General features: G+C 66.7%; 13 protein-coding genes. 9 read left to right on the forward strand and 4 right to left on the reverse strand.

Annotation, left to right across the window (positions count from 1 at the left end; all coding sequences use genetic code 11):
- The first annotated feature begins 24 nt into the window (after positions 1–24).
- From QX041_RS31300 to QX041_RS31340, 9 genes are all read left to right on the forward strand, one after another.
- On the forward strand, positions 25–1,314 hold the full coding sequence (locus QX041_RS31300) for a glutamate-5-semialdehyde dehydrogenase (protein WP_315715947.1): 1,290 nt from the start codon (positions 25–27) through the stop codon (positions 1,312–1,314).
- A gap of 66 nt (positions 1,315–1,380) precedes the next feature.
- Positions 1,381–2,004, forward strand: a complete 624-nt coding sequence (locus QX041_RS31305) for a nicotinate-nucleotide adenylyltransferase (protein ID WP_315716185.1) — start codon at positions 1,381–1,383, stop codon at positions 2,002–2,004.
- A 311-nt stretch (positions 2,005–2,315) separates the two neighbouring features.
- Positions 2,316–2,672, forward strand: a complete 357-nt coding sequence (gene rsfS / locus QX041_RS31310) for a ribosome silencing factor (RefSeq protein WP_315715946.1) — start codon at positions 2,316–2,318, stop codon at positions 2,670–2,672.
- 57 nt (positions 2,673–2,729) lie between these two features.
- Positions 2,730–3,212 (forward strand): 23S rRNA (pseudouridine(1915)-N(3))-methyltransferase RlmH, encoded by a 483-nt coding sequence (gene rlmH, locus QX041_RS31315; protein ID WP_315715945.1) that lies wholly within the window; start codon positions 2,730–2,732, stop codon positions 3,210–3,212.
- A gap of 33 nt (positions 3,213–3,245) precedes the next feature.
- A complete protein-coding gene (locus QX041_RS31320; RefSeq protein ID WP_315825783.1) occupies positions 3,246–4,616 on the forward strand; it encodes a murein hydrolase activator EnvC family protein in 1,371 nt (456 codons plus the stop codon).
- A complete protein-coding gene (locus QX041_RS31325) occupies positions 4,613–5,965 on the forward strand; it encodes a S41 family peptidase (protein WP_315715943.1) in 1,353 nt (450 codons plus the stop codon). The genes QX041_RS31320 and QX041_RS31325 overlap by 4 nt, the downstream gene beginning before the upstream one ends.
- Positions 5,966–6,147: 182 nt before the next feature.
- On the forward strand, positions 6,148–7,365 hold the full coding sequence (locus QX041_RS31330) for a divergent polysaccharide deacetylase family protein (protein WP_315825782.1): 1,218 nt from the start codon (positions 6,148–6,150) through the stop codon (positions 7,363–7,365).
- An 89-nt stretch (positions 7,366–7,454) separates the two neighbouring features.
- Positions 7,455–7,961 carry an RNA pyrophosphohydrolase gene (locus QX041_RS31335; RefSeq protein WP_315715941.1) on the forward strand — a complete coding sequence of 169 codons (507 nt, stop codon included), beginning with the start codon at positions 7,455–7,457 and terminating at the stop codon, positions 7,959–7,961.
- A 141-nt stretch (positions 7,962–8,102) separates the two neighbouring features.
- Positions 8,103–8,609 (forward strand): RNA pyrophosphohydrolase, encoded by a 507-nt coding sequence (locus QX041_RS31340; RefSeq protein ID WP_315715940.1) that lies wholly within the window; start codon positions 8,103–8,105, stop codon positions 8,607–8,609.
- An 86-nt stretch (positions 8,610–8,695) separates the two neighbouring features.
- On the opposite strand, the gene QX041_RS31345 is transcribed toward QX041_RS31340, so the two are convergent.
- The 4 genes from QX041_RS31345 to QX041_RS31360 all read right to left on the reverse strand — a co-directional run bounded on the left by QX041_RS31345 (position 8,696) and on the right by QX041_RS31360 (position 13,465).
- Positions 8,696–10,384 (reverse strand): adenylate/guanylate cyclase domain-containing protein, encoded by a 1,689-nt coding sequence (locus QX041_RS31345; RefSeq protein WP_316167761.1) that lies wholly within the window; start codon positions 10,382–10,384, stop codon positions 8,696–8,698.
- Between the two features lie 166 nt (positions 10,385–10,550).
- A complete protein-coding gene (locus tag QX041_RS31350) occupies positions 10,551–10,958 on the reverse strand; it encodes a F0F1 ATP synthase subunit epsilon (RefSeq protein WP_315715938.1) in 408 nt (135 codons plus the stop codon).
- 90 nt (positions 10,959–11,048) lie between these two features.
- Positions 11,049–12,491, reverse strand: a complete 1,443-nt coding sequence (gene atpD / locus QX041_RS31355) for a F0F1 ATP synthase subunit beta (RefSeq protein WP_315715937.1) — start codon at positions 12,489–12,491, stop codon at positions 11,049–11,051.
- Positions 12,492–12,586: 95 nt separating this feature from the next.
- Positions 12,587–13,465, reverse strand: coding sequence for a F0F1 ATP synthase subunit gamma (locus QX041_RS31360; protein WP_316167762.1), 879 nt, complete (start codon positions 13,463–13,465; stop codon positions 12,587–12,589).
- Positions 13,466–13,596: the final 131 nt, after the last annotated feature.

A 13,596-nucleotide genomic window follows, 5' to 3' on the forward strand; every position in this document is an offset into this window, starting at 1 on the left:
CCTTAATTCAAGGTTGAAACGCCCATGACCGCGCCTTTGAAAGCCATCGACGGCAGCGCCGATCTGCCTGCGCTGATGAACGACCTCGCCAAGCAGGCGCGCGCCGCCGCGCGCGTGCTGTCGCTGGCGCCGGCCGCGCAGAAGAACCGGGCGCTGGAGGCGATGGAGCGGCTGATCCGGGCCCGCGCGGACACGATCATCGCCGCCAATGCCGAGGACGTGGTCGAGGCCAAGGCCGCCGGCATCACTTCCTCCTTCCTCGATCGCCTGACCTTGACCCCGGCCCGCGTCGCCGCGATGGCCGACGGCATCGCCGCTGTGCGCGAGGTCGCCGATCCCATCGGCATCGTCACCGAGAGCTGGCAGCGGCCGAACGGCATGACCATCGAGCGCGTGCGGGTGCCGCTCGGCGTGATCGGCGTGATCTTCGAGAGCCGCCCCAACGTGGCGGCCGATGCCGGCGTGCTGTGCCTGAAGTCCGGCAATGCCGTGATCCTGCGCGGCGGCTCGGACTCGTTCCGCTCCTGCCGCGCCATCCACGAATGCCTCGTCGAAGGCCTGCGCGAGGCGGGCCTGCCGGAGGCTGCGATCACGCTGGTGCCGACGCGCGATCGCGCCGCCGTCGGCCTGCTGCTGTCCGGCCTGAACGGCGGCGTCGACGTCATCGTGCCGCGCGGCGGCAAGAGCCTCGTCGCCCGCGTCGAGGCCGAGGCACGTGTGCCGGTGTTCGCGCATCTCGAAGGCGTCAACCACGTCTATGTCGACGGCGCCGCCGACCTGGAGATGGCCAAGTCGATCGTGCTGAACGCCAAGATGCGCCGCACCGGCGTCTGCGGCGCGGCAGAGACGCTGCTGGTCGATCGCGCGGCCGCCGACAAGATCGAGCCGCTGGTCGACATGCTAATTGGCGCCGGCTGCGAGGTGCGGGGCGATGAGGTCGTGTGCGCGGCCGATGCGCGGGTGAAGCCGGCCAGCAACGAGGACTGGGACACCGAATATCTCGACGCGATCATCGCCGCGAAGGTCGTCGACGGCGTGGAGGGCGCGATCGCCCACATCCACGCGCACGGCTCACACCACACCGACGCGATCGTCACCGATGACAATGCGGCCGCCGACAAGTTCCTCAACGAGGTCGACTCTGCGATCGTGCTGCACAACGCCTCGACCCAGTTCGCCGACGGCGGCGAGTTCGGTTTCGGCGCCGAGATCGGCATCGCCACGGGCAAGTTCCATGCGCGCGGCCCCGTCGGAGTCGAGCAGCTCACCAGCTTCAAATATCGCATCCACGGCACCGGGCAGACGCGGCCATGACGGCCGCATCCTGTGGTTGAGTTGCACGAGCAGCAGGCGGGGGCAGCCGTGACCGACGCCACAGCCATGCGCCTTGCGATCCGCCAGGCGCTGCCGCCCCACAGTGATGGCATGCGCATCGGCCTGCTCGGCGGCTCGTTCAATCCGCCGCACCAGGCGCACCGCGCGATCAGCCTGTTCGCGCTGAAGCGGCTGCAGCTGGACCGTGTCTGGTGGCTGGTGACACCGGGCAATCCGCTCAAGAACAATGGCGGGCTGCATGCGCTGGCCGAACGCGCCGAGGCGGCGCGCAAGGTGGCCGCCGATCCGCGCATCGAGATCAGCTGTCTCGAATCCGTCATCGGCACCCGCTACACTGCCGACACGATCGATTATCTGCGCCGGCGTGCATCGCGCTTGCGCTTCGTGTGGATCATGGGCGCTGACAATCTCGCGCAGTTCCATCGCTGGCAGAAGTGGCGGCACATCGCGGCCCAGGTTCCGATGGCCGTGGTCGATCGTCCGCCCCGCAGCTTCCGCGCCCTGAACGCGCCCGCCGCACGCGCCCTGGCGCGGTATCGCATTCCCGAAGCGCAAGCCAGCCGTCTGGCCGACCGCGCCGCTCCAGCCTGGGTCTACCTCACCGGCCTCAAGCTCAGCCTGTCCTCGACGGGCCTGAGGAACCCGGACGGCAGTTGGAAGTCGTTCTGAAAGGCCGCGCGTTCGCCATCGCGCGCGGCATCGGATATGCATGGAACTTGCCGTCTCCGCTACGGTCCGAAGCGGGGACGGCCTGGACGGTGTCGGGCCGGACGACCGGGGTACTGGATTGTTGAAACCCTTAACCCCACATGCCTAATATGGTCAGCAGGCCGGGTTGGATTCGGCCTGCGATACAGTGAAAGGAATGGTCCCTGACCACATCTGTATTGTCCCAGTCGGCCTTACCGAAGACGAAGGCAACGACTACCAAGTCGGCGACTGCCAAGTCAGCGCGTAAGACGTCGACCCAAGATGCGGCCTTGCAGGCGCAACCCGACGCCGACAAGACCCTGCGCACGATCCTCTCCCGCCTCGAAGATATGAAGGCGGAGGAGACGGTCACGATCGATCTTCACGGCAAATCGGCGTATTCCGACTACATGGTCATTACTACGGGCCGCTCGAACCGGCACGTCGGATCGATCGCGGAAAACGTCGCCAAGGGCCTGAAGGAAGCCGGCACCAAGAAACTCCACATCGAGGGCCTGCCCAATTGCGATTGGGTGCTGATCGATTCCGGCGACGTGATCGTGCACGTGTTTCGACCCGAGGTTCGCGAGTTCTACAATCTCGAGCGATTGTGGACTCAAGGGCCGAACCCGGCCAAGGCGGTCTAGGCGGTCCCACGCCGCGGCGGATGCGAATCGTGCGGCGCACGTGCTAGTCGGGTGCGCATGCGCCTGATCGTGGTCGCCATCGGCCGGTTGAAGCAGGGTCCCGAGCGGGAGCTCGCGGAGCGCTACCGCGAGCGTTTCGACGACATCGGCCGCAAGCTCGGCTTTCGCGGCCTCGACATCCATGAAATCCCGGAAAGCCGCGCGCGCGATGCGGCGACGCGCATGACCGAGGAGGCCTCCGCGATATCGGCGGCGATCCCCGACAAGTCCGTGCTCGTCTGTCTCGACGAGCGTGGCCGGAACGTCGACAGTACAACTTTTGCGGGTTATCTTGGGCGCTGGCGGGACGAAGGCATTCCGGCTGCCGTCTTCGCAATCGGCGGCGCCGACGGACTTTCGCCCGATTTGCGGCGCAGAGCCAAGCTTGGGGTTGCGTTTGGCGCCGCCACCTGGCCGCACCAGATCGTCCGCGTCCTGCTGCTCGAGCAGATTTACCGTACTGCTACGATCCTTGCCGGTCACCCCTATCACCGCGCTTGAACAAGGGACGATGGGAGCACAATAAGGACCTCGATGTTCGCTGCGCGGCCCCTCTCCTGCTTCCCAAGACCTGTCCGCAGCGGCCGGTCCTGCCGCGCGTCGCTCGTCGCGCTCGTGGTGGTCTTTTCCGGATGTGCGGCGCTGGCGCAGAGCGGACTCCGGCCATCCATCCCCGGCACCGCGTCACCGACGCCGGCCACCCCGGAGCAGTTGAAGCAGCGCGAACAGGAGCTCGAGGCCGCCCGCGCCGCCCAGAAGGCCGCCGCCGAGGCCCAGGAGCGGCTGAAGGCCGACATCGCCGCGCTCGGCGAGGATCGCGGCAAGCTCAATCAGCAGCTGATCGACGTCGCGGCGCAGGTGCGCAGCGTCGAAGTGCGGGTTGGCGAGGCCGAAACGCGGCTGCGCGGGCTCGACGGCCGCGAGCAGGATCTGCGGACGTCGCTGGAAGCGCGGCGCTCGGAGATCATCGAGGTTCTGGCCGCACTGCAGCGCGCCGGCCGCCGCACCCCGCCGGCCCTGCTGGTCCGTCCCGAGGACGCGCTGCAATCCCTGCGCACGGCGATGCTGCTGGGTTCGGTGATCCCCGAGATGCGCAGCCGAGCCGAAAAGCTCTCGACCGATCTCGGCGAGCTCGTCGCCATCCGCAAGACGATCGCCAGCGAACGCGACAAGCTCGCCGGCGACCGCGACAGGCTGCGCACCGATCAGACCCGTCTCGCCGCCTTGGTGGAGGAACGCCAGCGCAAGCAGAGCTCGGCCGAGAAGGACATGGAAGCCGAAAGCGCGCGCGCCGCCGTGCTGGCGCAGCAGATCGACTCGCTGCAGGGACTGATCACGACGATGGAGCTGGACCTCAAGAGCGCGGCCAAGGCTGCCTCGACGGCGAGCCTGCAGGGGGTGCCGGTCAACAGCAAGCCGGACGCGAATGCGCTGCGCAACCCGGGCCGCAAGGCGCCCGCGATCGCGTTCGCCTCGACCAAGGGCATGCTGACGTTTCCTGTCAACGGCACCAAGATCCGCGAATTTGGCGCATCGGACGGTGCGGGCGGCTCGGATAAAGGCATTTCTTTGGCAACCCGGCCAGGGGCTCAGGTCACAACCCCGTGTGATGGCTGGGTTGTGTATGCGGGTCCCTTCCGTAGCTACGGACAACTCTTGATCCTCAACGCCGGTGGCGGGTATCATGTCCTGATCGCCGGGATGGAGCGCATTTCCGTCAACATCGGGCAGTTTGTTCAGACGGGAGAGCCGGTCGCGATCATGGGTAACAGCTCCCAGGTTGCCTCCATTCTCGCTACCAACGCGAGTCAACCAGTGCTCTATGTCGAGTTCCGTAAGGACGGCACTCCAATCGATCCAGGCCCATGGTGGGCCGCAAATGAAGGCGAAAAGGTACGCGGATGATGCGTAAGACTTCGGTAATTCTCCTGAGCGCGGCCACCGGTGCGGCATTGACCCTGTTCGTCTCGCAACCGCGCGCGGTGTTGATGGGATCGACGGCGCGCGCCGCGACCGCCGATACCTATCGCCAGCTCAACCTGTTCGGCGACGTGTTCGAGCGGGTGCGCAGCGATTATGTCGAGAAGCCCGACGATTCGAAGCTGGTCGAGTCCGCGATCAGCGGCATGCTCTCGGGGCTCGATCCGCATTCGAGCTACATGGATGCGAAGAGCTTCCGCGACATGCAGGTGCAGACCCGCGGCGAGTTCGGCGGCCTCGGCATCGAGGTGACGATGGAAGACGGCCTGATCAAGGTGGTGTCGCCGATCGACGATACGCCGGCCTCGAAGGCGGGCATCCAGGCCAACGACATCATCACCAATCTCGACGACGAAGCCGTGCAGGGCCTGACCCTCAACCAGGCGGTCGAGAAGATGCGCGGTCCGGTCGGCACCAAGATCAAGCTGAAGGTCGTGCGCAAGGGCGCCGACAATCCGCTCGACGTGACGCTGACCCGCGACAACATCCGCGTCCGCTCGGTGCGCTCGCGCACCGAGAGCGACGACATCGCCTATATCCGCATCACCACCTTCAACGAGCAGACCACCGAGGGCCTGAAGAAGAGCATCGCCGACCTGCAGAACCAGATCGGTGACAAGCTGAAGGGCTACATCATCGACCTGCGCAACAACCCGGGCGGCCTGCTCGAGGAGGCGGTCACCGTCTCCGACGCGTTCCTGGAGCGCGGCGAGATCGTCTCGACCCGCGGCCGCAATGCCGAGGAGACGCAGCGCCGCGCGGCACATGCCGGCGACCTCACCAAGGGCAAGCCGGTCATCGTGCTGATCAATGGCGGCTCGGCGTCGGCGTCGGAGATCGTGGCCGGCGCGCTGCAGGACCACAAGCGCGCGACGCTGGTCGGCACCCGCTCGTTCGGCAAGGGCTCGGTGCAGACCATCATCCCGCTCGGCGCCGGCAACGGCGCGCTGCGGCTGACCACCGCGCGCTACTACACGCCGTCGGGCAAGTCGATCCAGGCCAAGGGCATCGTGCCCGACATCGAGGTGCTGCAGGACGTGCCGGATGAGCTGAAGTCGCGCACCGACACCAAGGGCGAGGCGTCGCTGCGCGGCCATCTGAAGAACGACGGCGACGAGAAGACCGGCTCGCAGTCTTACGTGCCGCCGGACACCAAGGACGACAAGGCGCTCAAAATGGCCGCCGACCTGCTCCACGGCATCAAGAACAGCGCCAACACCCCGGCGCCGACCGAGAAGGCCGCGGCCGACAAGCCGGCCAAGGCGGCAAACTGAGGTCGCCAACTGAGCGGCAGCCGACCGACGCGAATCAGCTTTGAAGGGCGGCCTCGGGGCCGCCCTTCCTTTTTGGACGGCTTCTTGGTTTGCCGCTCCGCCGATCTACGGGCTTTCGGACACCGACCCTGCGTCCGAATCCCCGCCGTGGTATCGTCGACCCGATTGATTCGGGAATTTCGATGACAGAGACGGCCGACGAGCTGAGCGCCCCGCTCGGGCAGACGGAAAAGCGTCGCAGGCGCCGCATTCGGCTTCCCTTCACGGCCCTGCAGGCCCTCGCGATGCTGCTGGGGCTGTTCCTGGTCGTGTTTGCCGGCTTTGCGATGTTCAACGACAATCCGCTCGGTGGCGAGCCGGTCGCCCGCGTCGCGATCAACGAGGGCGCAAAGCCCACCGACGACAAGGCCGCCGCCAAGCCGGATGGCAAGCCAGACGCAAAGGCCGACCACGGCGCGGCCCCCGCGGCCAAGCAGGAGGGCGGCGAGCGCAAGACGGTCACCATCATCGACGGCTCCAGTGGCGCCCGCCAGGAGGTCGCGATCGGTGCCGGTGGCGAGACGGCAGAGCCTGGATCGGCCGCGCCCGCGAGCCAGATGCCCGGCGTGGACCCGCGGCTGCTGGAGAAGTCGCGCTACGGCATGATCCCGGTGATGGCCGACGGGCTGAAGCCATTCACTGCCTATGCGGCCGAGGCCGACCGCGCCAAGGCGGCGCGCATGCCGGCCGTCGCGATCGTGATCGGCGGTCTCGGCGTCGGCGCCGCCAAGACGGCGGACGCGATCATGAAGCTGCCGCCGGCGGTCACCCTGGCCTTCACGCCCTATGGCTCCGATCCGACCAAGCTCGCCGAGCGCGCCCGGGCGCAGCGCCACGAGATCCTGCTGCAGGTCCCGATGGAGCCCTACGACTATCCCGACAACGATCCGGGTCCGCAGACGCTGCTCGCAACACTCGGACCGGACCAGAACATCGACCGGCTGTTCTGGCACATGAGCCGGCTGCAGGGTTACGTCGGCATCGGCAACTTCATGGGTGCGCGCTTCGTCGCAACGGAAGCGGCGATGCAGCCGATCGTGAACGAGGCCGCCAAGCGCGGTCTGGCCCTGTTCGACGATGGCGCAGCCCCGCGCAGCGTGGCAGCCTCACTGGCCACGGGGCTCGCGATGCCGTTCGCGAAGGGCGACGTCGCCATCGACGCGGTGCCGACCCCGGTCGAGATCGACAATGCGCTCGCCAAGCTCGAAAGCCTGGCCAAGGAACGTGGCGTCGCCGTCGGGACCGCCTCGGCGCTGCCGGCCTCGATCGACCGCATCGGCACCTGGATCAAGGGGCTCGACCGCAAGGGCATTCTGCTGGTGCCATTGACAACCGCGATGCTGAAATCAAAATCGAACTGAACGAACGTGCGCCGGCCCGACTGGCGACGTGACAGCGGGAGGCCTGCGCAGCGAGGCGCAGGGGTCCCCGCAGGAAGGCCGAGACCGGAATGACGCGCTACGAGGACCTGCCTTACCGCACCTGCGTCGGCATCATGCTGATCAATTCGGAGGGGCTGGTTTTCATCGGTCGCCGCGCCGGCGGAATCGAGCATGTCGACGACACCCATGTCTGGCAGATGCCGCAGGGCGGCGTCGATCCCGGCGAGGATGCCTGGGAGGCGGCCAAGCGCGAGCTGTATGAAGAGACCAGCGTGCGCTCCGTCGAGAAGCTGGCCGAGGTCGGCGACTGGCTGACCTACGATATTCCGCGCACGGTCGCAGGCCGTGCCTGGAAGGGGCGCTATCGCGGCCAGCGCCAGAAATGGTTCGCGCTGCGCTTCACCGGGGCCGATGCCGAGATCGATGTCGAGCGCCCCGGCGGCGGCCACCACAAGGCGGAATTCGTCAGCTGGCGCTGGGAGCCGATGAAGAACCTGCCGGGGCTGATCGTGCCGTTCAAGCGGCCGGTCTATGAGCGCGTGGTCAAGGAATTCGCTCCGCTCGCAGGCGATTGAATCGCGATCCCCGCCCTCGACGCGGTACCCGACATCCGCTAGTCCGCTTCTGCGCAGGAGCTGCAGGGAATCTCTGCAGATGCGTCGCGACGATGCCGTCATGATGCACTGCCATGCGAACGACAGCTCATGGATTCGAGGATGACCGAGACCAGACCCTATCGTCCGAATGTCGGTATCGCGCTGCTCAACGCCGAAGGGCTCGTCTTCCTTGGACGCCGCTTTCGCGACGACGGGCCGGAGATCGTGCTGCCCGGGCTCGAATGGCAGATGCCGCAGGGCGGCGTCGACCCCGGCGAGGATCTTCAGGCGGCAGCGCGGCGCGAGCTGTGGGAGGAGACCGGCATTCGCGACGCCGACATCCTCGGCGAGACCGACTGGCTGACTTACGAATTTCCGCCATTCGAGGATCCGAACCACCGGCTCGCGCGCTTTCGCGGCCAGCGTCAGAAATGGTTCGCGATGCGCTTCACCGGGCGCGACGCCGACATCGATCCGGTGACGCCGCGCAACGGCCAGCCGGCCGAGTTCGACGCCTGGCGCTGGGACCGCCTGGCGCGCGTCCCGGAGCTGGTGGTGCCGTTTCGCCGCGAGGTCTATCGCGCGGTGGCGCAGGCTTTTGCGCATCTCGCCAACGTTGGCGACTGATCTACGTCGAAGCGCGGGGCTCTTCGTCATTCAAGGGCCGACGCTCCGCGCGCCTCGGAAAGGCGATGTCGCGAGAGTTCGCCGGCCTAATTGTCCTCGACCGTGAACGGCCCGATCGCAATCACCCGGCAGTCGTTGTCGCGCGTGGCGCAGTCGGCCAGCGCGCCGCCGATCGCCGTCTCCTCACGGTCGCCATTGAGGCCGAAGCCGGGGTGGCCGGCCGTGCCGACCGCGACTGCATTCCAGCCCGACGTCGCGGCCTCGAGACGTCGCGCCACCTCCTCGCGCGCCTCCGGGGCGATCGCCTGATGGATGGCCGCGCGGAAGAAGCCGGTGGCTTTCATCACCGTCGGTATCGGCACCACGAAGGCATCGTCGAGCGCAACGATGATGCAGGCGGTGCCCGCCTGGGCACCGCAGGCTTCCAGATTGCGGCGAACCACATCGTCGACGAGGTCGCCGCCGACGCTGTAGAAGAACTGCCCGCCGGGCCCGAGCGCGATGGCCTTGGTCCGACGCGCCGTGCCGTAGTTCGCTTCGAGCCGGGCCCGGCCTGTATCGCGCACCAGCGGCATCTCTGCCGCGCTGAAGGCGCGCTCGGTCATCGGGTCGTGGCGCACCCAGGGCTGCGGCGGCAACGGCGGCTTGCTGTGCACGTAGACGACATTGTCGCCGACGGCATAGAGCTCGCATTGGCGCGGTCCGTTCGCATTTTCAGCGCGCTTCTGGCACTGCTCCAGCGCAGCCGATTTCGCCGCGTCGTCGCTCGCCTGTCCGGTGACATAGGCGCTGACGCCGTTGATCGTGGTCGCGAACGCCTTGTGATCCGGTGCCGGCACGTAGTCGCGCGCCAGCGCAATGCGGGTCCGCTCGCTCACGAACGGCACGGCTTCAGGTGCAAACTTCTCGGCGGCGACGGAGGATGAAGGCGAGGGCGACTGTTGCGGCTGCGGCGAGTCGGCCGTCTGCCTGGCGACGGATGACTGCGTCGGCGCGGGGGATGGAGATGAAGACGGGACCGAGGACGGCGGAGCCGGCGTGGCCGACAGCCGGGCCAGCGCTTCCGCCGCCGCCTTGGCGGCATCGCGCTGCGCGGGGTGCGGATCGCGATAATCCAGATAGAGTTCGGTCCCGATCCCGACGGCTCCGAGCGCAACCACGGCGGCCGCAATTCGCCAGATCAGGCGGAGCCCGCCGCCGCGGGCGACTTTCTTTTCTTCCGGCGGCGCGTAGGTGCCGTCCTCGCGGCGCATCGCCACGCGATAGGCGTGCACCGGGGTCGGGATGTTCTTGACCTCCCGCGCGCCCATGTCGGCGAACTGCACCGACAGCTTGTTGGCGACCTGCTCATGAACGGCGCGCGAGATGCAGATGCCGCCGACGTCGGCGAGGCCCTCGAGGCGTGCTGCGATGTTGACGCCGTCGCCGAGCAGATCGCCGTCGCGCTCGACGACGTCGCCGATGGTGATGCCGATGCGGTAGCTCATCTGCCGGCTCGGCGGATAGGCCATGTTGCGCGTGCGCAGGCTCTCCTGGATGTCGATCGCGCAACGCACCGCTTCGACCGCGCTGGGAAATTCCGCGAGCACCGCATCGCCAGCGGTGTTGAAGATGCGGCCGCCGGCTCGCGCGATGAAGTCGTCAACGACCTCGCGATAGGCCGCCAGTCGCCGTAGCGTCTCTTCTTCATCCTCCGCGACGAGGCGCGAATAGCCGGCGATATCGGCGGCGAAAATCGCCGCGATCTTGCGTTTCAAGACGATCTGTCCTGCCATGTCACCGCGCCCGCTGGATTGGCCGGGAGCATGCCGTCAGATCGGTGAGCATGCAACCGGCCTCCCTTGAAGTAGTCATCGACCGGCGCACGACGTTCGAGCCCCAAACGAAAATGGCCGGGCAGAGCCCGGCCATGAACGTTCATTCATACGTCGTGCGGTGGGATCAATGCAGCGCAGTCGTATTGAGCTGCTGCTGGATCGTCTTGAAGTGATCGAGCCGCTCGATCGCGCGATCGAGCTCGTTGCCCTGCTTCTCGTTCAGCTTGGATTCCATGCCGGCGATCTCGGCCGCGAAAGCGGTCTGGTCGAGCTCCTTCAGCGACGTGGCGACGTCGGCGAGAACCGTCAGACCCTTGTCCGAGATCTCGGCAAGGCCGCCGAGCACGATGATCTTCTGCTGCGATCCGCCTGATGTCACCGTCAGGATACCCGGCCGCAGCGTCGCCACGAACGGCGCATGCCCGGCGAGCACGCCGAAATCACCCTCCTGGCCGGGAACGTCGACCTGGTCGACCTCGCCCGAGAAGGCGATCTTTTCCGGCGAGACGAGATCGAAATGGAAAGTAGCCATTGGGAAACCTGCGAATAGCGAATAGCGAATGGCGAGTAGTGAAGGAGGAAGCAGCGAACAGCTCGTCTATTCGCTGCTCCCTATTCGCCCTTAGGCTGCCTCAGCGGCCAGCTTCTTGCCCTTCTCGACCGCCTCGTCGATGTTGCCGACCATGTAGAAGGCGGCCTCCGGCAGGTGGTCGTACTTGCCTTCACACAGGCCCTTGAAGCCCTTGATGGTGTCGGCGAGGTCGACGAACTTGCCCGGCGATCCCGTGAAGATTTCGGCGACGTGGAACGGCTGCGACAGGAAGCGCTCGATCTTGCGGGCGCGGGCCACGGTCAGCTTGTCCTCTTCCGACAGCTCGTCCATGCCCAGGATGGCGATGATATCCTGCAGCGACTTGTAGCGCTGCAGAATCTGCTGGACCTGACGCGCGGTCTGATAGTGCTCCTCGCCGACGACCAGCGGGGAGAGCATGCGCGAGGTCGAGTCGAGCGGGTCCACCGCCGGGTAGATGCCCTTTTCCGAGATCGCGCGGTTGAGCACGGTGGTGGCGTCCAAATGCGCGAACGAGGTCGCCGGCGCCGGGTCGGTCAAGTCGTCGGCCGGCACGTAGATGGCCTGCACCGAGGTGATCGAGCCCTTGTTGGTGGTGGTGATGCGCTCCTGCAGCGCGCCCATGTCGGTGGCGAGCGTCGGCTGATAACCCACCGCCGAGGGGATGCGGCCGAGCAGCGCCGACACTTCCGAGCCGGCCTGGGTGAACCGGAAGATGTTGTCGACGAAGAACAGCACGTCCTGGCCCTGGTCGCGGAAGTGCTCGGCGACGGTGAGGCCGGTCAGGCCGACGCGGGCGCGGGCGCCGGGCGGCTCGTTCATCTGGCCGAACACCAGCGCGCACTTCGACTTGACGCTCGGATCGGGATTGTGCGGATCGGCGTTGACCTTGGATTCGATGAACTCGTGATAGAGGTCGTTGCCTTCACGGGTACGCTCGCCGACGCCGGCGAACACCGAATAACCACCGTGCGCCTTGGCGACGTTGTTGATGAGCTCCTGGATCAGCACGGTCTTGCCGACGCCGGCGCCGCCGAACAGACCGATCTTGCCGCCCTTGGCGTAGGGAGCCAAGAGGTCGACGACCTTGATGCCGGTGACGAGAATCTCGGCTTCGGTCGACTGGTCGGTGTAGCTCGGCGCGTCCGCGTGGATCGGACGCAGGCCCTCGGCCTCGACCGGACCGGCCTCGTCGATCGGCTCGCCGATCACGTTCATGATGCGGCCGAGCGTGCCGACGCCCACCGGCACCTGGATCGGCGAACCGGTGTCGGTCACCTCCTGGCCGCGGACCAGACCTTCGGTGGTGTCCATCGCGATGGTGCGCACGGTGGATTCGCCGAGATGCTGGGCCACTTCGAGCACCAGGCGGTTGCCGGCGTTCTTGGTTTCGAGCGAATTGAGAATGGCCGGCAGGTGACCTTCGAACTGCACGTCGACGACGGCGCCGATGACCTGGGTGATGCGACCGATCTGGTTGGCTGCGGTAGCCATTGAGTGTCTCTCCTTACGATCCGTATACGAAACCACGGTCGGCTCGACCGGGATATGTTCCTGGGTTGCGCTTCAACGGGCGCTGCGCGATCCGGCTAGACCGCCTCGGCGCCCGAAATGATTTCGATCAGTTCCTTGGTGATCATCGCCTGACGCGTGCGGTTGTAGATCAGCGTCTGCTTGCGGATCATCTCGCCGGCGTTGCGCGTGGCGTTGTCCATGGCCGACATCTGCGCACCGTAGAACGAGGCGTTGTTTTCGAGCAGTGCGCGGAAGATCTGCACCGCGAGATTGCGCGGCAGCAGTCCAGCCAGGATCTCGTCCTCTTCCGGCTCGTATTCGTAAGGCGCCAGCGGCGCCGCATTGGCCGGGCGCGCTTCGACCACCAGCGGAATGATCTGCTGAGCGGTCGGGATCTGCGCGATTACCGAGCGGAAGCGCGAGTAGAACAGGGTGCAGACGTCGAATTCGCCGGCCTCGAAGCGGGCAATCACCTTCTTGGCGATCTCGTCGGCATTGGCGAAGCCGATCTGGCGCACGGAGCGCAGGTCCATGTGCTCGACGATCTGCTTGTCGAACTGGCGGCGAAGCTGCTCATAACCCTTGCGGCCAACGCAGAAGAGCTTCACCTCCTTGCCCTGGTTCATCAGGGCGAGCGCACGCTCGCGCGCCAGGCGGACGATCGAGGAGTTGAACGCGCCGGACAGGCCGCGCTCGCCGGTGCAGACCAGCAGCAGGTGCACCTGATCGCGACCGGTGCCCGCCAACAGCTTCGGGCCGCCGGCGGAGGCGATGGTGGCGCTCGCGATGTTGGAGATCACGGCGTCCATCTTCTCGGCATAGGGACGCGCCGCTTCGGCCGCCTGCTGCGCGCGGCGCAGCTTGGAGGCGGCGACCATCTGCATGGCCTTGGTGATCTTCTGCGTCGCCTTGGTCGAGGCGATGCGGACCCGCATGTCTTTCAGTGACGCCATTGTTCGTCTAGCTCACCCCGGCGGCCGATCCGTTGAAGACCCGACCGCTCAACCCTGAGATTGGTCATGCCCGGCCTGGCGCCGGGCATGAGATGTCACGTTGTCCCACCCCGAAGGGCGTGGATCGCCGG

It is taken from the genome of Bradyrhizobium sp. SZCCHNRI2009, assembly GCF_032485115.1.
In the GTDB taxonomy this organism is placed as follows: domain Bacteria; phylum Pseudomonadota; class Alphaproteobacteria; order Rhizobiales; family Xanthobacteraceae; genus Bradyrhizobium.

Coding starts and splice junctions, on each gene's coding strand:
- QX041_RS31330 (WP_315825782.1), top strand. CDS start 6,148: ATGACAGAGACGGCCGACGAGCTGAGCGCCCCGCTCGGGCAGACGGAA.
- QX041_RS31325 (WP_315715943.1), top strand. CDS start 4,613: ATGATGCGTAAGACTTCGGTAATTCTCCTGAGCGCGGCCACCGGTGCG.
- QX041_RS31350 (WP_315715938.1), bottom strand. CDS start 10,958: ATGGCTACTTTCCATTTCGATCTCGTCTCGCCGGAAAAGATCGCCTTC.
- QX041_RS31340 (WP_315715940.1), top strand. CDS start 8,103: ATGACCGAGACCAGACCCTATCGTCCGAATGTCGGTATCGCGCTGCTC.
- QX041_RS31300 (WP_315715947.1), top strand. CDS start 25: ATGACCGCGCCTTTGAAAGCCATCGACGGCAGCGCCGATCTGCCTGCG.
- QX041_RS31345 (WP_316167761.1), bottom strand. CDS start 10,384: ATGGCAGGACAGATCGTCTTGAAACGCAAGATCGCGGCGATTTTCGCC.
- QX041_RS31305 (WP_315716185.1), top strand. CDS start 1,381: ATGCGCCTTGCGATCCGCCAGGCGCTGCCGCCCCACAGTGATGGCATG.
- atpD (WP_315715937.1), bottom strand. CDS start 12,491: ATGGCTACCGCAGCCAACCAGATCGGTCGCATCACCCAGGTCATCGGC.
- QX041_RS31320 (WP_315825783.1), top strand. CDS start 3,246: ATGTTCGCTGCGCGGCCCCTCTCCTGCTTCCCAAGACCTGTCCGCAGC.
- QX041_RS31335 (WP_315715941.1), top strand. CDS start 7,455: ATGACGCGCTACGAGGACCTGCCTTACCGCACCTGCGTCGGCATCATG.
- rlmH (WP_315715945.1), top strand. CDS start 2,730: ATGCGCCTGATCGTGGTCGCCATCGGCCGGTTGAAGCAGGGTCCCGAG.
- QX041_RS31360 (WP_316167762.1), bottom strand. CDS start 13,465: ATGGCGTCACTGAAAGACATGCGGGTCCGCATCGCCTCGACCAAGGCG.